General features: G+C 71.5%; 14 protein-coding genes and 1 pseudogene. 8 read left to right on the top strand and 7 right to left on the bottom strand.

Annotated elements, in window-relative coordinates; translation table 11 throughout:
* Positions 1-46 precede the first annotated feature (46 nt).
* The 4 genes and pseudogenes from ACFWVP_RS06160 to ACFWVP_RS06175 form a co-directional block, all read right to left on the bottom strand.
* The gene (locus ACFWVP_RS06160; RefSeq protein WP_384494015.1) at positions 47-226 is read right to left on the bottom strand and encodes a hypothetical protein; all 180 of its coding nucleotides are present in this window, start codon (positions 224-226) and stop codon (positions 47-49) included.
* Between the two features lie 202 nt (positions 227-428).
* Positions 429-3,383 (bottom strand): BTAD domain-containing putative transcriptional regulator, encoded by a 2,955-nt coding sequence (locus ACFWVP_RS06165; protein ID WP_384494016.1) that lies wholly within the window; start codon positions 3,381-3,383, stop codon positions 429-431.
* Between the two features lie 177 nt (positions 3,384-3,560).
* Positions 3,561-3,766 (bottom strand): annotated as a pseudogene (locus tag ACFWVP_RS06170) (MerR family transcriptional regulator); the annotation flags it as partial.
* A 106-nt stretch (positions 3,767-3,872) separates the two neighbouring features.
* Positions 3,873-4,076 (bottom strand): cold-shock protein, encoded by a 204-nt coding sequence (locus ACFWVP_RS06175; protein ID WP_003967102.1) that lies wholly within the window; start codon positions 4,074-4,076, stop codon positions 3,873-3,875.
* A 285-nt stretch (positions 4,077-4,361) separates the two neighbouring features.
* Between ACFWVP_RS06175 and ACFWVP_RS06180 the strand changes: the two genes are divergently transcribed.
* From ACFWVP_RS06180 to ACFWVP_RS06195, 4 genes are all read left to right on the top strand, one after another.
* On the top strand, positions 4,362-5,240 hold the full coding sequence (locus tag ACFWVP_RS06180; protein ID WP_384494018.1) for a menaquinone biosynthetic enzyme MqnA/MqnD family protein: 879 nt from the start codon (positions 4,362-4,364) through the stop codon (positions 5,238-5,240).
* A gap of 469 nt (positions 5,241-5,709) precedes the next feature.
* Complete coding sequence (locus ACFWVP_RS06185; protein ID WP_384494020.1) at positions 5,710-7,407, top strand: serine/threonine-protein kinase; 1,698 nt, start codon at positions 5,710-5,712, stop codon at positions 7,405-7,407.
* 72 nt (positions 7,408-7,479) lie between these two features.
* A complete protein-coding gene (mqnC, locus tag ACFWVP_RS06190) occupies positions 7,480-8,679 on the top strand; it encodes a cyclic dehypoxanthinyl futalosine synthase (protein WP_384494022.1) in 1,200 nt (399 codons plus the stop codon).
* A 7-nt stretch (positions 8,680-8,686) separates the two neighbouring features.
* On the top strand, positions 8,687-9,328 hold the full coding sequence (locus ACFWVP_RS06195; protein WP_384494024.1) for a hypothetical protein: 642 nt from the start codon (positions 8,687-8,689) through the stop codon (positions 9,326-9,328).
* Between the two features lie 21 nt (positions 9,329-9,349).
* Here ACFWVP_RS06195 and ACFWVP_RS06200 read toward each other — a convergent pair whose 3' ends face one another.
* Complete coding sequence (locus ACFWVP_RS06200; RefSeq protein ID WP_384494026.1) at positions 9,350-10,282, bottom strand: DUF3152 domain-containing protein; 933 nt, start codon at positions 10,280-10,282, stop codon at positions 9,350-9,352.
* A 248-nt stretch (positions 10,283-10,530) separates the two neighbouring features.
* Here ACFWVP_RS06200 and ACFWVP_RS06205 point away from each other — a divergent pair, with 248 nt between their 5' ends.
* Positions 10,531-11,223, top strand: coding sequence for a demethylmenaquinone methyltransferase (locus tag ACFWVP_RS06205; RefSeq protein WP_384494027.1), 693 nt, complete (start codon positions 10,531-10,533; stop codon positions 11,221-11,223).
* A gap of 197 nt (positions 11,224-11,420) precedes the next feature.
* On the opposite strand, the gene ACFWVP_RS06210 is transcribed toward ACFWVP_RS06205, so the two are convergent.
* The gene (locus ACFWVP_RS06210) at positions 11,421-11,939 is read right to left on the bottom strand and encodes a GNAT family N-acetyltransferase (protein ID WP_384494028.1); all 519 of its coding nucleotides are present in this window, start codon (positions 11,937-11,939) and stop codon (positions 11,421-11,423) included.
* Between the two features lie 98 nt (positions 11,940-12,037).
* Here ACFWVP_RS06210 and ACFWVP_RS06215 point away from each other — a divergent pair, with 98 nt between their 5' ends.
* Both ACFWVP_RS06215 and mptB read left to right on the top strand, forming a co-directional pair.
* Positions 12,038-13,321, top strand: a complete 1,284-nt coding sequence (locus tag ACFWVP_RS06215; protein ID WP_384494029.1) for a geranylgeranyl reductase family protein — start codon at positions 12,038-12,040, stop codon at positions 13,319-13,321.
* 57 nt (positions 13,322-13,378) lie between these two features.
* On the top strand, positions 13,379-14,902 hold the full coding sequence (gene mptB, locus ACFWVP_RS06220; protein ID WP_384494031.1) for a polyprenol phosphomannose-dependent alpha 1,6 mannosyltransferase MptB: 1,524 nt from the start codon (positions 13,379-13,381) through the stop codon (positions 14,900-14,902).
* Between the two features lie 87 nt (positions 14,903-14,989).
* On the opposite strand, the gene ACFWVP_RS06225 is transcribed toward mptB, so the two are convergent.
* Positions 14,990-15,832: a C40 family peptidase gene (locus tag ACFWVP_RS06225; RefSeq protein WP_384494033.1), complete on the bottom strand. Its 843-nt coding sequence runs from the start codon at positions 15,830-15,832 to the stop codon at positions 14,990-14,992.
* Positions 15,833-16,828: 996 nt separating this feature from the next.
* On the opposite strand from ACFWVP_RS06225, the gene ACFWVP_RS06230 reads away from it, so the two are divergent.
* Complete coding sequence (locus ACFWVP_RS06230) at positions 16,829-17,188, top strand: NADH-quinone oxidoreductase subunit A (protein WP_003992243.1); 360 nt, start codon at positions 16,829-16,831, stop codon at positions 17,186-17,188.
* Positions 17,189-17,196: the final 8 nt, after the last annotated feature.

Here is a 17,196-nt window from a genome sequence, read left to right on the forward strand (position 1 = left end):
GGCGCCCCCTCCGCGCCGCCGCGGCCGTTCCCCGTGCAGGTGAGGTCTAGTTGGCCGGCTCGCTCGTCGCGTGGTTGTCGAGCAGCTTGGCCTCGCCACCGGTCGCGTGGTTGTCGAGCAGCTTGGCCTCGGCACCGGTCGCGTGGTTGTCCAGCGTCGTTACCTCTTCGCCGGTGGCGTGGTTGTCGAGCGGCTTGGTGCCGACGGTCTTCTTGGCGTCAGTCATCGTCTTCAGCTCCCTGAATTGCTGATCTGCGTTCGGCGGGCCCGCCCGGCAACTCCCCCGTGGGTCCCCGGGCGGGCCTTCATGGCCGCTCAACATATCCCTGCGGCCTGTGCCGGCCCGTCTGCCCCCCGACGCGACGGATCGACAAGGACGAGAGTGCCGGGTCGCGATAAACGAACGATGAACGCCATGTGCGGCGCAGTCAGGCAGCGGCCGCCGGGGCCAGCAGCGTGCGCACCTCTACGGCCTCGGACGAACCCAGACCCTCGTATATGACCAGAGCCTCGTGCCAGCAGACCTGGGCACGGCCTGCTTGGCCGATGTCACGCAGAGCCTTTCCGAGCACCGTGAGGACGTTGCCTCTCCGCCACTCCCCGCCGATGCCACGCAGGACGGCGAGGGCCTGCTCGGCCTTGACCGCCGCCCGCGCCGGTACGTGTGCCGCGAGATCCACCTCGGCCAGACGGAAGAGCGTCATGCCTTCCCAGAGGCGTTGCCTGCTGTCACGGAAGATGGCCAGAGCTTCCGCGAGCCGCTCCGCGGCGTCGGGGAGATGTCCGAGCTCGGTGAGAGCCAGCCCCAGCGCGTACCGTCCGTTGGCGCCACGCAGTGCGTGGCCCAGGCCGTCGTAGATGTCGATGCCCTGCTGGGCCAGTGTCACCGCACTCGACGTACGGCCCATCGCGAGATGGATACGCGAGAGATTGCACAGGGCGCTGGCCTCGCCGGGCCTGTTCCCGTCGGCACGGAAGTTCGTTATGGCCTGCTGGAGGTACGACTCCCCCTCGGCGTGGCGGTTCTGGTAGAGCGCGATGATCCCCAGGTCGTTGGGCGCCCAGCAGTTCGGAAGCGGATCGTCAGCCGCTCGCGCGAGCACCATGGCACGCTGGGCGTCCTGCTTGGCCTGGTCGAACCGTCCTGCCACGAGCCGCACGTTGGTCAGGGTGGTGAGGGCGCGCCCTTCCGCCCGGTTGTCGCCCATTGCGCGTGCCAGATCACGCACGGCGGTCGCCGCAGTCTCGTACTGCTTGGAGTTCGCCCCCGACTCCGCCAAATCCTTGGCCGCCCACAGCAGATCGACCGCGCGACGGAGCGTGGCTCTGCCGGAGGACTGACGCACGCAGGCGAGAAGGGAGTTGGCTTCGGTGTAGAGCCAGTCCTGCGCGTCGTGCCGGTCGGCGAAGGTGAGACCTGCGTACTGAGTGGGCTCCCGGTGGTCCGCGAGTCGGTCACCCGGCCGCTCCAGCGCGTACACCCCCGCCGCCGTCGCCAGGTAGAAGTCCAGCAGCCGCGACAGCGCCATCTCCCGCTCCGCCGGCACCTGTTCGTCACGTTCCGCGCACGCACGCGCGTAGAGGCGCACCAGGTCGTGGTAGCGGTAGCGGCCGGGCGCGGCCGATTCCACGAGGGACGTGTCGACCAGGGCCTCCAGCAGGTCCTCCGCCGTGTGCGTCTCCAGGTCCAGGAGGGCGGCGGCCGCCGCGAGGGAGATGTCCGGGCCGTCCGCGAGGCCCAGGAGGCGGAAGGCGCGGGCCTGGGCAGGCTCCAACTGGCCGTAGCCGAGCTCGAAGGTGGCCTTGACCGCGAGGTCGCCCGCCTGGAGCTCGTCCAGCCGGCGGCGCTCGTCCGCGAGCTTCGCGGCCAGGACCGAGACCGTCCAGGTACGGCGGGAGGCCAGGCGGGAGGCGGCGATACGGATGGCCAGCGGCAGGAAGCCGCAGGCCGCCACCACGTCCAGGGCCGCCTCACGCTCGGAGTCGACGCGCTCCGCGCCGACGATCCGGGTGAAGAGCTGGAGGGCCTCCTCGGGAGACATGACGTCCAGGTCCACCAGGTGCGCGCCCGCCAGGTCGACCATGCGGACGCGGCTGGTCACCAGGGCCGCGCAGCCCGCCGTGCCGGGCAGCAGCGGGCGGATCTGGGCCGCGTCGTGGGCGTTGTCCAGGAGGATCAGGATGCGGCGGCCGTCCAGGGTGGAGCGGTAGAGCGCGGCCCGCTCGTCGAGGGAGTCCGGGATCGCGGAGTCCGCGGTGCCCAGGGCACGCAGGAACGAGCCGAGGACGGTCTCCGGTTCGGCGGCCCTGGCACCCGCGCCCTGGAGGTTCACGTACAGCTGGCCGTCCGGGAAGTGCGGGCGGGCCTGGTGGGCGACGTGCACGGCCAGGGTCGTCTTGCCGACGCCGCCGATGCCGGCCAGCGCGGAGACCGCCATGACGGAGCCCTCGGAGGTCGCCAGCCGGTCACCCAGCTCGCGTACGAAGGAGGCGCGGCCGGTGAAGTCCGGCACGGTGGCGGGGAGCTGGGCGGGCCGTACCGGGGCGGAGGCCGGGGCCGGTTCGTCGGCGGGGCGGGCCAGGTCCTCGTCGGCCTGGAGGATCCGCCGCTGGAGCTGGGCCAGTTCGGGGCACGGGTCGACGCCCAGCTCCTCGGCCAGCAGCCGGCGGGTGTCCGCGTACACCGCGAGCGCCTCCGCCTGCCGGCCGCTGCGGTACAGGGCGACCATCAGCAGCTCGCGCAGGCGTTCGCGCAGCGGGTGCGCGGCGGTGAGCGCGGTCAGTTCGGAGACCGCCTCCGCGTGGCAGCCGACCTCCAGGTCGAGGTCGAGCCGGGTCTCCGTGAGCTGGAGGCGCCACTCCTCCAGGCTGGTGCGCTGGTTGTCCGCGTACGGCCCGGGGACGGAGGCGAGCGCCTGGCCGTCCCACAGCCCGAGGAGCTTGTTGATCAGGGTGCGGGCCTGCCAGCGGTCCCCGCCGCTACGGGCCTTCTCCGCCTCGGCGGCGAGGTCCTGGGCATGGGTGAGGTCGAGGGCATCGCGGTGGATGCGCACCGCGTAGCCCCCGGACTCGCTGACCAGCGTGTCCTGGCCGAGGGTCTTGCGGAGCCGCGAGGCGTACGTACGGACCGTCGCCAGCGCCTGGGACGGAGGGTCGTCGCCCCACAGCGCGTCGATGAGCTCGGCCGCGGTGGCCGTGCGGCCGTCACGCAGGAGCAGGGCGGCCAGCAGGGCCCGTTGCTGCGGCGATCCGGAAGGGAGCACCTGTCCGCCGCGCCGGGCGCGCACCGGGCCGAGCACCTCGAAGCGGAGTTCGCTCCCGGCCGTCCGTTCCCGTGGTGCGCGCTGGTCCGGCACGCGCACAGGTCCGTTGTCACGGTCCATTGATGCCCCCTGTCCTGCTTGCCCCGCCGGTGCCGCTGATCCCGCTCTGCGCCTGCCTCGTACCGCGCTCAACAGTCTGCCTTGTTAGAGGCGGACTCGTCAGCACTGGGTGTTCCTCCGCACAGGCCCCTCGACAACGATTCGGGGGCGAGGGCCCGCACAGATGATGACGCTATGTCAGGCCGTGACCGGTTGCTGCGGTTCCGTCACCCAGCCCTGCTGGTCCGGCGGGCACTCCGGGGTGACCTCGCGGGAGTACCCCGCAGCCGGTGTCCATGGACCTCGATCCGGTGGGCCAGGATCTGCTCGGTAGCCAGGACGCCCTCCGTCGGGCCCCGGTGGACGATCGTCGCCGCCTCGAACGCGGGCAGTTCCACCACGGTGGTCCGGCGTTCCGGAGAAAGGCAGGAGCCCCGTTCCTCCGCCGGGGCGGGGGAACGGGGCTCCTTGGGTACTGCATAGCCGGCCGCGATCGGCCGACCCGGGCAACTAGGCCGGGGTGACGTTCTCAGCCTGCGGACCCTTGGGTCCCTGAGTGACGTCGAAGTTCACGACCTGGTTCTCCTCGAGGGAGCGGAACCCGGACGCGTTGATCGCGGAGTAGTGGACGAAGACATCCGGGCCGCCGCCGTCCTGGGCGATGAAGCCGAAGCCCTTTTCAGCGTTGAACCACTTGACGGTTCCGGTAGCCATAAGCCCTCCTTGGGCCAAAGGGTTGCCCTGCTCCAGAACCTGCAAACAAGTCTGAAAACTACAAAAGCCTGCGGGTTACATGCTCCGCAGGCTCTGTACTGCAAGGGAAACCAAACTGCAACTTGCGGGCGAGCCTAGCACGCAGTCTCGGGGGAGCGGTAGAGGGAAAGATCACTTCACCCGGATGTTTGCCCGGGCCGCCGGAGAGCTGACGGACAAGGCCCCGGGGAGCCGTCCTGACGCCCCGATGACGCCCGCCGGAGGGCACGGGTCTAGCCTCGCGATGTGGACAATTCAACTGTCTCTCCCGTAGAAGGCGACGACCGTCGCAGCAGGCCGCGCGTCGGCCACATCCAGTTCCTCAACTGCCTCCCCCTCTACTGGGGCCTGGCACGGACCGGAACCCTGCTCGACCTGGAGCTCTCGAAGGACACCCCGGAGAGACTCAGTGAGCAGCTGATCAGGGGCGATCTCGACATCGGCCCCGTCACCCTCGTCGAGTTCCTGCGCAACGCCGACGACCTGGTCGCGCTCCCCGACATCGCGGTCGGCTGCGACGGACCCGTCATGTCGTGCGTGATCGTGTCCCAGCTGCCGCTCGACCAGCTCGACGGCGCGCGGGTGGCACTGGGCTCCACCTCCCGCACCTCCGTACGGCTGGCACAGCTGCTGCTGGCCGAGCGCTACGGCGTCACACCCGACTACTTCACCTGCCCGCCCGATCTCGGGCTGATGATGCAGGAGGCCGACGCGGCGGTGCTGATCGGCGACGCCGCGCTGCGCGCCAATCTGCACGACGCCCCGAAGCTGGGACTGCAGGTCCATGACCTGGGCCAGATGTGGAAGGAGTGGACGGGCCTGCCGTTCGTCTTCGCGGTCTGGGCCGCCCGCAAGGACTACCTGGCCTCGCACCCCCTCTACGTGAAGAAGGTCCACGAGGCGTTCCTGGCCTCGCGGGACGTCTCGCTGGAGGAGGTCACCAAGGTGGCGGAGCAGGCGGCGCGCTGGGAGGCCTTCGACGCCGAGGTCCTGGAGCGCTACTTCACCACCCTCGACTTCCGCTTCGGCCCGGACCAACTGGCCGGGGTGCGTGAGTTCGCCCGCCGGACCGGCCCGACGACCGGCTTCCCGGCGGACGTGACGGTCGAGCTGCTCGGCGGCTGACGACGGCCGGCGCGGGACCGTGCCCGTCGCATCGGGAATGACGCAGGAGTAGATGAATCCTGAACCATTCCGCGCCTTACGCCACCTTCCCCGGGGCAGTCCTTTATCCCCCGGAGAGCGGCGGCCCGGGCATTCCGCCGCGGGTCCGTCCGCGGCGCCTTCCCGATGCGATCCCCAACCCTTCCCGGCGCGGTTCCCGTGAAAGCGGATGAATGGCCGGGCGCCCGTCACGGGCATCCCGGCGTCGAATAGCGGAGGGCGCCGGGAACGCATCCGGTTTGCGTTCCGGTATCGCATCGGTGAACACGGAAGAACGCCGGTGAACGATGTGTTTGCGCCTTTCGCAGTGGCGAAAACCGTGCTTCGTGCCCTTAGGGGCGAAATCGGCAGAAGGCTTCCCGTGACCCTGTGACCCCGGCGGCCTAGGCTGCGGTCGGAGGTACGCGGGTTCACACCGGGGAGACGCCATATGCAGCCGCTGGAAGCGGGCGAACCGCACGCGATCGGTGCCTACCGGCTGCTCGGCAGGCTCGGCGCCGGCGGCATGGGCCGCGTCTATCTGGGCCGCAGCGCGGGCGGACGTACCGTCGCGGTCAAGGTCGTGCACCCCCACTTCGCCCTCGACGAGCAGTTCCGTGCCCGGTTCCGGCGCGAGGTGGACGCCGCACGACGGCTCGGCGCGCAGTGGACCGCCCCCGTCCTGGACGCCGACCCGGACGCGCCCATCCCCTGGGTGGCGACCGGCTACGTGGCCGGGCCACCGCTCTCCGACGCCGTCACCCGGCACGGCCCCCTGCCGGAGCACGCGGTGCGGACCCTGGGCGCCGGCCTCGGCGAGGCGCTCGACGCGGTGCACGCGCACGGCCTCATCCACCGGGACGTGAAGCCGTCCAACGTCCTGCTCGCCCTGGACGGCCCGCGGCTGATCGACTTCGGGATCGCCCGGGCCCTCGGCGCCACCGTCTCCCTCACCTCCACCGGCGTCTCGGTCGGCTCGCCCGGATACATGGCCCCGGAGCAGATCAGGGGCCTGGACATCTCCGGCGCCGCCGACGTCTTCTCCCTGGGGGCGGTCCTCGCGTACGCCGCGACCGGCAGCGCCCCCTTCGTGGGCGACTCCTCCGCCGTACTCCTCTACAAGGTGGTGCACGAGGCACCCGAACTGGGCGAGCTGGAGGGCGAACTGCGCGAACTGGTCGCCGGATGCCTCGCCAAGGACCCCCGTGACCGGCCGGCCCCGGCGGAGCTGGCGCGCCGTCTCGCACCGGGCGGGGCCGCCGCGCTGGTGGCGGCGGGATGGCTGCCCGGTTCCCTGGTGCGCGAGGTCAGCCGGTCGGCGGTGGCCCTGCTCGACCTGGAGCCGCAGGAGGCTCCGGCGCAGTCGGGTCCGGTGCCGTTCAGCAACGCGTCACGGGGCGGCGCGGGGCTCGGTGCGTTCGGTCCGCCGCTGCCGCCCCCGCCCTCCGTACCGCCGTCCACGGGCCCGGCCGCCGGGCCGCCCACCGGGCCCCCCGCCGAGGGGAGCGGACCGGGTGCGCGTATCGCCGTCACCATGAACGCCGACTCCGGGCCCGGGGAACGCAGGGGCAGGCGGGTGAGCTGCACCGTCGCGCTGGCCGTCGCCGGAGCCCTCGCCGCGGTGACCCTGGGCGCCGGGACGATCGGGGACCTCTTCCGGAGCGACGACGACGGGCACAGCAACGACGGTGCCGCGCAGCCCCCGGCGGCCACCGGCGGCCCGAGCCCGTCGGGGACGCCCCGTGAGGAGTCGCCCCCGGCCGGCGGCGGCGCGGTGAGCACGCTGCCCAAGGCGTTCACCGGCACCTGGAAGGGCCCCGTCACCGAGCGCAGCGGACTCCCGCACGGCAACGTCACCGCCGTGTTCACCGAAGGGAAGAAGGGCCAGGACGTGGTGCGGCTGACGTACGCGCTGGAGGTGCTCGGGACGAAGGTCGTGTGCAAGAGCATCGGCAGGCTCGTCTCCGGCGAGGCCACGGCGATCGAGGTCCGCGAACGCACCGACCCGGACAGCACCGACGCCACCCTGTGCACGGGCGGCGAGTCCGACCTGGACTTCACCCTCACCTCCGGCAGCACTCTTCTCTACCGGTCCCACGAGGACGCGGCGGGCACGCCGAAGGGGGTACTCACCCGGTCCGGCGGCTGACACCGGCAAGGGCTGGCGTACGCTGGATCGGTCCGCGGATCCGTAGAAAAACCGCCGAAAGGTGACAGCCCGGTGACCGAGAAGGCCGACCTCCAGCCCGTCCTCGACCGCGCCGCCGAAGGCGGGCGGATCTCCCCCGAGGAGGCGCTCGACCTGTACCGGTCGGCACCGCTGCACGCACTGGGGACAGCCGCGGACGCCGTGCGCCGTCGCCGCTACGCCGGTACGGAGCACATCGCGACGTACATCATCGAGCGCAACATCAACTACACGAACGTGTGCGTCACGGCCTGCAAGTTCTGCGCGTTCTACGCGGCACCCAAGGACACGGCCAAGGGCTGGTCCCGCGACCTCGACGACATCCTGCGCCGCTGCGCGGAGACGGTCGAACTCGGCGGCACGCAGATCATGTTCCAGGGCGGTCACCACCCGGACTACGGCGTCGAGTACTACGAGGAGCACTTCTCCGCGATCAAGAAGGCGTTCCCGCAGCTGGTCATCCACTCGCTGGGCGCCTCCGAGATCGAGCACATGGCCCGCATCTCCGAGGTGTCGGCCGAGGAGGCCATCCAGCGGATCCACGCCGCCGGTCTCGACTCCTTCGCGGGCGCCGGCGCCGAGCTGCTGCCCGCCCGGCCGCGCACCGCGATCGCCCCGCTCAAGGAGTCCGGCGAGCGCTGGCTGGAGATCATGGAGATCGCCCACGGCCTCGGCGTCGAGTCCACCTCCACCATGCTGATGGGCACCGGCGAGACCAACGCCGAGCGCATCGAGCACCTGCGGATGATCCGCGACGTGCAGGACCGTACGGGCGGCTTCCGCGCCTTCATCCCGTACACCTACCAGCCGGAGAACAACAAGCTTAAGGGCCAGACGCAGGCCACGCTCTTCGAGTACCTGCGGATGATCGCCATCTCCCGGCTGTTCCTGGACAACGTCGCCCACATCCAGGGCTCCTGGCTGACCACGGGCAAGGAGGTCGGCCAGCTCTCCCTGCACTACGGGGCGGACGACCTCGGTTCGATCATGCTGGAGGAGAACGTCGTCTCCTCGGCCGGTGCCAGGCACCGCTCGAACCGCATGGAGATCATCGACCTGATCCGCAAGGCGGGCCGGGTGCCCGCACAGCGCGCCACGACGTACGAACACCTCGTCGTCCACGACGACCCGGCGAACGACCCGGTCGACGAGCGCGTCGTCTCGCACATCTCCTCCACGGCGATCGCGGGCGGCACGGCGCACCCGGAGCTCAAGCTCCTCGACGCCAACTAGCCTCGTCGTGCTGACGATCCATGCCGCCGAAGCGGTCCTCGGCGCCCCGGAAGGGGCGGACTCCGTGGCCGTGGACGGCGGCTTCGTCGTCGCGGTGGGCCCGTACGCGGACGTGACCGCGGCGTTCGCGCGGGCCCGGGTGCGGCGCTGGTCCGGGCTGATCACCCCGGGTCTGCTGAACCCCGGGGCGAGGGCCCTGCTGGAGACGGCCTACCACCCGGACCCGCGCGAGGCGGACGAGCTGGGCACGGAGCCGCTGACCGGTGACGCGGTCGCCGCACTCGCGCCGGACGACGCCCGGTGGGGCGCGAGCGCCCGGCGTGGGCTCCAGCGGATGCTGCGGCACGGAACGACCGCCGTCGCGGGGGAGTTCACCCGGCCCTCGGTACGCCTGGCGGTGTCCCGGTCCGGGCTGCGGGTCCACCCGCCCGCCGTGACGGGCGCGGACCGGCCTCCCCGCCTCGACCCGCTCGCGGGCGTACGCGACCCGGCGGAGCTGCGGGCTTACACCGGTCGCCCACCGGCCGCCGGGGACCGGGCCGACCTGGCGGTGTTCGGCGTACGGGATGCCGGAGAGCTGGCGGAGACAGGGGCGGCCGTGTGTGTCGCGACCGTTCTGGGCGGGCGGCTGGTCTTCCGCGCGAGCTGAGCGGGGCGCGGGGCGCGGAGGTCAGGGGACCGAGGGGCCGCCCAGGTACTCTCCGCCGGTCGTGTAGGGCCAGGCGTTGGACACACAGCCCTTCAGGCCCTTGATCTGCTGCATCATCGCCGGAGCCGGACGGCCGGGGCCAGGGCAGGTCTCATGGCCGTGGCCCAGCCAGTGGCCGACCTCGTGATTGACGATCAGCGCCCGGTAGTCGGCGAGTGAGCCGTCGAACTGCGGTGAACCGAGCTGCCAGCGCCGCAGGTTGACCATGACGTTCTCGGAGCCGCGGCAGTTCAGCTCACCGCGGGTGTCCAGGCCGTAGCCGCCGCAGAGCCGGTCGGTGGTCGCCGGGGTACCTATACGGATCACCAGCCCGGCGGAACCGTCGGCCACCTGGCGGAAGGAACGGGCCTTTCCCCTGCTCCAGCCGCGCGGGTCGGCGAGGACGTCGGCGACGTCCTGGGCGGCCCGGTCGGGATCGACCCCACTGCCGTCCTCGACCTCGACGCGGTAGGCGTGGCCCTTGCCCGTGGGGGTCACGCCCTCGCGGGCCACGGTGAAGGTGCCGGGCCCGGACGCGGGCACCGACGGCGCCGCGGACTGCTTCACGCTCGGCGAGGCGGCGTCCTCGGCAGGGGCCGGGGCCTCGGGTGCTGTCGTGCGGGAGGGCGGGGCCGGTGAAGGGGAGGCGCCCCGGCCGGCGGCGGAGGCCGGGCGGGTGTCCCGCTGCCACGGCGGATCGACGGAGAGGAGCACCGCGGCGACCGCGCCCGCGAGTGTCACCAGGAGGAGCGTCGAGCGTCTCAGCCGGCGTCTGCGGCGGACCCGGGCCCGCTGCCGGTCCCGCTGCCGGTCCTGCCCGCGCCCGGAGGGGCGGGGTGGGGCGGGAGCTGCCCTGCCCGCCGGGCGGCGGGTGGCGGCAGCGGTCCGTATTCGATGCGCATGGTCGGTGTGCATATTCCCGTCAGTATCTGTGATCTTGTGGTGAGCGGGGCTCAGCCGTCCCGGAGGGCGGCCCGCTTTTTTCCGCCCTTTCTCCCTTACGCCCGCGCGGAGTTGACGCCCAATCACTGAAGGTCGGGCATCGGCCCGCCTCGCCGGTCTCCGGGTGCCTCACCTGTTACAGAGGGCCGTCGGGCCGGAAAGGTCACAGTCCGCGTCAAGCCGCCGGGAGGCACCGGTGGCGGGGCTGCTTGAATGGGAGGGTGACCCGAGCATCCCTGGACAAGCAGCCGCACGAAGTCGCCTCGATGTTCGACGACGTGGCGGCGAACTACGACCTCACCAACGATGTGATCTCCCTCGGGCAGGCCCGGCTCTGGCGCAGGGAGGTCGCGAAGGCCGTGGACGCCCGGCCGGCCCAGAAGATCCTCGACCTGGCCGCCGGAACCGCCACCTCCTCGCAGCCCTTCGCGCGGGCCGGCGCCTACGTGGTCCCCTGCGACTTCTCGATCGGGATGCTCCGGGTCGGCAAGGAGCGCCACCCGTGGATGCCGTTCACCGCGGGCGACGGCACGAAACTCCCGTTCAAGGACGAGACCTTCGACGCGGTCACGATCTCCTTCGGGCTGCGCAACATCCAGGACACCGACGAGGCGCTGCGCGAGCTGTACCGGGTGACGAAGCCCGGCGGCAAGGTCGTGATCTGCGAGTTCTCGCAGCCGACCTGGGAGCCCTTCCGCCGGGTCTACACCGAGTACCTGATGCGGGCACTGCCGCCGGTCGCCCGGACGGTGTGCAGCAACCCGGACGCGTACGTCTACCTCGCCGAGTCGATCCGTGCCTGGCCCGACCAGGCCGGCCTCGCCGCCCGCCTGCGGCAGGCCGGCTGGTCGAAGGTCGCCTGGCGCAACCTCACGGGCGGTGTGGTCGCCCTGCACCGGGGCGTGCGCGACTGAGGGGCGGCCCGCGACGGAGGGGCCGCCCGCTCAGGGCCCGCGGGCGCAGGGCTCACGGCCCGCGGGCGAGGGCCCGCCCGATCACGGCCCGCGGGCGACGGCCCGCCGGCTCACCGTGCGGGGGCGAGGGCCCGCCGGCTCACCGTGCGGGGGCGAGGGCCCGCCGGCTCACCGTGCGCGGGCGGGGCGCCGCCGGCTCACAGCTCCAGGCGGAAGCAGTACGCCGTCAGCCGGGAGACCGGTGTCGTGTACGTCTCGGCCTGTCGCATGCCGAGGCGCCGGGCCACCGCCAGTGAGCGCTCGTTCCGCTCGTTGATCATCGCCACGACCTCCCGCACCCCCGCGTCCCGCAGCCGTTCCAGCGTGGTGCGGGCGGCGGCGGTCGCGTAGCCGTGCCCCCACGCGGCCCGGCCCAGCCGCCAGCCGATCTCGATCTCGCCCACCGGGCCGAACGACCCGTGCGGCCACGGCTGGGCACCCGTGAAGCCGAGGACCTCACCGGCGTCGTCCAGCACCGTCCACAGACAGTGGCCGAGCTCCGCGTCGTGCCTGCGCTGCCGGGCGGTCAACTCCTCGTACACGGAGAACTCCGCCGAGCGTCCGCCGTGGAATTCCATCACCTCCGGGTCGTCGAACACCCGGTGCCAGGCCAGGGCGTCCTCGTCGGTCGGGACGCGCAGATGTACGGACGGGGTCGGGGAAGGCACGGTCGGCATCGGGGAGCCCTTCAGGGAGGATGATCAGCAGGCACCCATAGACTGCACGCGACATGTGCCGCGCGGCACGCGAATTCGAGTCTTCGGGAGATCCGACCGTGACCGAGCCCCTCTCCGAACACAGCGCGGACGTGATCGTCGTCGGGGCGGGGCCAGCCGGCTCCACGACCGCGTACCACCTCGCCAAGGCCGGACTCGACGTCCTCCTCCTGGAGAAGACGGCCTTCCCGCGGGAGAAGGTCTGCGGCGACGGTCTCACCCCCCGTGCCACCAAGCAGCTCGTCTCCATGGGCATCGACATCTCCGAAGAGGCCGGCTGGCTGCGCAACAAGGGCCTGCGCATCATCGGCGGCGGTGTCCGCCTCCAGCTCGACTGGCCGGATCTCGCCTCGTACCCGGACTACGGACTGGTCCGCAAGCGCGACGACTTCGACGAGCAGCTGGCCCGCCAGGCGCAGAAGGCGGGCGCCCGGCTGTACGAGCGCTGCAACGTCGGCGAGCCGATCAAGGACGAGCGCACCGGCCGCATCACCGGCGTCCACGCCAAGCTCGGTGAGGAGAAGACCCCGGTCACCTTCCACGCCCCGCTCGTCGTCGCCGCCGACGGCAACTCCACCCGGCTCTCCCTCCACATGGGCCTGCACCGCAGGGAGGACCGCCCCATGGGTGTCGCGGTCCGCACGTACTTCACGTCGCCCCGCCACGACGACGACTACCTGGAGTCCTGGCTGGAGCTGTGGGACCGCCGCGGCGCCGAGGACCGGCTGCTGCCCGGCTACGGCTGGATCTTCGGCATGGGCGACGGCACGTCCAACGTCGGCCTCGGCATCCTGAACTCCTCCTCCGCCTTCAAGGAGCTCGACTGGCGCGAGGTCCTCAAGGCGTGGTGCGCCTCCATGCCGGAGGACTGGGGCTACACCCCGGAGAACATGACGGCGCCGATCCGTGGCGCCGCCCTCCCGATGGCCTTCAACCGCCAGCCGCACTACACCAAGGGCCTGCTGCTCGTCGGTGACGCGGGCGGCCTCGTCAACCCGTTCAACGGCGAAGGCATCGCGTACGCCATGGAGTCGGGCCAGATCGCCGCGGACGTCATCGTCCAGGCCCACGCCCGCGCGACCCCGGCCCAGCGCGAACTGGCCCTGCACCACTACCCGAAGATCCTCAAGGACACCTACGGCGGCTACTACACGCTGGGCCGCGCCTTCGTGAAGCTGATCGGCAACCCGAAGGTCATGAAGATCGCGACGCAGCGCGGTCTGACCCACCCCCTCCTGATGAAGTTCACGCTGAAGATGCTCGCCAACCTCACCGACCCGACGGGCGGCGACGCGATGGACCGCATCATCAACGGGCTCTCCAAGGTGGCCCCGAAGGCCTGACGGAGGCGCCCCGGGGACCCTGCGCCGGTCCGCGTCCGCTGCGATAGGTTGCGGACCATGCGGGCAACGGGGACATGGGGCGTCGGCGCGTACCGCCGGCTGGGCACGGCAGGCGCGGCGGCGGCGGTGGCGGGAGGCTGGGCCGTAGGCACCCTGCCGGCCCGTGACCCGTGGGGCCTGTGGGTCCCGCACGGGCCCGCCGCGACCGCCGCGGGCTACGCGCTGGCGTACGGCGGCCTGACGCTGCTCGTCGTCTCCTGGTGGCTGTACGGCAGGGCGGGCGCCTCCGTCCGCCACAGCCTCGTCACCCTCGGCTGGTGGGCGGCCCCGTTCGTCCTGGCGCCGCCGCTCTACAGCGCCGACGTCTACAGCTACATCGCCCAGGGCGCGATGGTCCTCGAAGGCCACGACGTCTACAGCGTGGGACCGTCGGTCCTGGACCCCGCGGGGCCCGGCGGGGACGCCGCCGCGAGCGTCGGCGGCCACTGGACCGAGACCCCTGCGCCGTACGGGCCGTTCTTCCTGGTCCTCGCCAAGGGTGTGGCCTGGGCGACGGGCGGCACGATCGTCCCCGCCGTGCTGGGTCTGCGGATCATCGCCCTGGGCGCGCTGGCGCTGATCGCGTGGGCGCTGCTGCGCCTCGCCCGCGAGCACGGCCGCAGCGCGAGCGCCGCGCTCTGGCTGGGGGCGCTCAACCCGCTGCTGCTCATGCACGTGGTGGGCGGCATCCACAACGACGGACTGATGGCCGGCCTGATGCTGGCGGGCGTGGTGCTCGCCCTGCGCGGCCGGTGGGTCACCGGCGCGGTGCTCATCGGACTCGCGGCGATGGTCAAGTCCCCGGCGGCGCTGGCCCTGCTGTTCGTGGGCGTCGTCGTGGGCCGCGCAGCGACCGGCCCGCTCGTACGACGGATGGCGAAGGGCCTGCTGCCCGGACTGGTCGCCGGGGCCGTCGCCGTCCTCGCGACGCTCCTCGGCGGCACCGGCTTCGGCTGGCTGGGGACCCAGAGCGTCGCGGGGCGTATCCACACCGCGCTGTCGGTCAGCAGCGACCTCGGGCTGGGCCTCGGACACCTGCTGCGCCTGCTCTTCGGAGCGGATCCGGATCCGGTCAAGTCCGCCGTGCAGAACCTCGGGCTGCTGGTCGCCCTCGTAGTGATCGCCGTCCTCGCCCGGCGTTCCTGGACCGGTCGTACGGAACCGGTCCACGCCCTGGGCCTGGCGCTGCTGGCGCTGGTGGCCCTCTCCCCGATGGTGCAGCCGTGGTACCTGCTGTGGGGGACCGCGGTGATCGCGGCCACGGCGTGCGACGGCCGTGTCCGGAACGTGGTGACGGTGCTGTCGGCGGCGCTCGTCTACGAGACACAACCCTCGGGCTCCACACCCCCGTACGGCTTCGTGCTGGCCGGACTCACGTGCGCGGTGGGCTTCCTGCTCCTGCGCCGGGACGCGGCGGTGCAGGAAGCGGTCCGGGTGCCGGGGCCGCGCCGGCCGGAGGACGGGGGCACCGGGGCGGGGGCGGGGGCGGACGGGAGTACGGGCGCGGGCACGGAGGCCGATGTGCGCACCGGGGCTCACTGACCCGGAGCGGGACACGAAAGGGCCGTCACTCCCGAGCGGGGGAGTGACGGCCCTCGGCCGTGCCGAAGTGTCCGGCGTGCTTGTGAATCAGAGAACGCGGACCGCGCCCGACGGCGGGTCGTAGTCCAGGGACTGCTGCACCACACCGGTGCCGGAGTTCTGCGCACCCACGAACTGGCCGCCGCCCACGTAGATCCCGACGTGGTACGCGCTGCCCGCACCGCCCCAGTACAGGATGTCGCCCGGCTGGAGGTTGTTCAGCGAGACCTGGGTGCCCGCCGTCGACTGGCTCTGCGAGACGCGCGGCAGGTCGACGCCCACCGTGCGGAACGCGGCCTGGACCAGGCCGGAGCAGTCCCACGAGTTGGGGCCGGTGCCACCGGACACGTAGGCGTCGCCGACCTGCGACTGCGCGAACGCGACCACGGAGGCCGCGGAGCCCGTGGCGTTCGAGGAGTACGACGGCGACGAGGAGGAGGCCGAGGAGGCCGAGGAGCCCGAGGAGCCCGAGGAGGCGCTGAGCGTGGTGCGCTCGGCGGTGCGGGAGGCACGCTCGGCGGCGGCCTCCGCCTTCGCCTTCGCGGCAGCCTCGGCCTTCTTCTCGGCCTCGGCCTTGCGGACCGCCTCGGCCTTGGCCTTCTTGGCCGTCTTCGCGGCGACGGCGGCCGCGGCGTCCTCGTGCGCCTGCGTCTCCAGGTCGAGAGCGACCTGCTGCGTCGCCTGGGCGGACGCGGCGACAGCCGTGGCGAACCCGGCCGTGATGGTGGGCATCTCGATGGTCTGTGTCACCGGCTCGGCCTGGGCCGGACCGGCGGCACCTGCGACCGCGATGGTGCTGAGGACGCCACCGGCAACTCCGGCCCGCAGTGCCGTCTTCGAGGCACTCTGGCGGGGCTTCCGGTGGCTGGGTATGTGAGCGGTGTGGGACATGGGTACTAGCGCTATCAGGGCTGTGGGGGTACCCGTCAAGAAACGTGTGTTGCGACACAGTTACGTTCGGAATCTGCGAATCCGCTTATCCGGGGCCTTTATTGACGCCGTAACGGACAAAACGGGCATTCGCCATCAACCCCTTGATCACGGCGTTTTAGCAATTCGCCCGAATTGCCCGTCGCCTACCATCCGTTCACACGGATGGCCAAGCCCGCTTTACTTGAAGCGTATGCGGAGTGACACAGGTCACAGCATGAGTCTCCCGTGAGGGGCAATCGCGCACCCGCGTCCCGGATGAGGGTGCGGGGAGGTCGGCTCGGTGCGACCCCATGACCTATTGGTGAGTCATGTCCGTTTGTTCGGCGGGTGGTCGACGGGGCGGTCGATGGGTGGCCGGTCGATGGGTGGCCGGGGAGTGTCGGTGTGTGCCGCCGAGGGATCGGGTGGCGGTCGTCGCCGGCCGGCGGTTCGCTCCGTCGGCGATTTGATCCGTCTCGCCGGCGACCCCACCGCACTGTCGTCCGCCCCGGACCCGCTCCCGCCCCGGACCCGCGGTGGCCGTCCGGAAGTTCGTGAATGCGCGCACATTGTCCACATCGGTACCCCGGAACCCCTCGTCCGGGTGGGGGTCGCTTGTGGCCGATTCCCATATCACCCCTGCGGTGCCCATCGCCAATTTGCTTGTACTGGCTGTCGATTGATAGTGCCGCACCCCCTTGACCAGCGGTGACGCCGCCAGATGTCACGTCTCGTAACCACTCGGCCGCTTCGCGTACGAAGATCACCGCTCATCCGACTTCATGATCGTTCGTCAGGTGGCGTAGATCACAAAGGTGTTGGTGTACCCCGTGTCGCAGATCACAGGATGGCAGGCATAGGATGCGGGGCAGTCGGGCTTGTGAACTGCCTCACATGTGCACGATCTTGGTGAGGTGGCGAGCCGGTCGCCCGATGCGGTCCAACGGTCAAGGACGACTGGAAGGAGCGAGGAGCGTGAATGCCTACGCGCCCATCCTCGTGCTCGGCGCCCTCGGGGCAGGGTTTGCGATCTTCTCCGTGGTCATGGCCACGCTTATCGGCCCCAAGCGGTACAACCGAGCAAAGCTCGAAGCGTACGAGTGCGGTATCGAACCCACCCCCACTCCAGCCGGAGGCGGCCGCTTCCCCATCAAGTACTACCTGACGGCGATGCTGTTCATCGTCTTCGACATCGAGATCGTCTTCCTCTATCCCTGGGCGGTCACCTTCGACGCCCTGGGGATCTTCGGGCTCGTGGAGATGCTGCTCTTCGTGCTCACCGTCTTCGTCGCCTACGCGTATGTGTGGCGCCGGGGCGGCTTGGAATGGGACTGAGGGGCTGA

The organism is Streptomyces sp. NPDC058637 (assembly GCF_042717325.1).
In the GTDB taxonomy this organism is placed as follows: domain Bacteria; phylum Actinomycetota; class Actinomycetes; order Streptomycetales; family Streptomycetaceae; genus Streptomyces.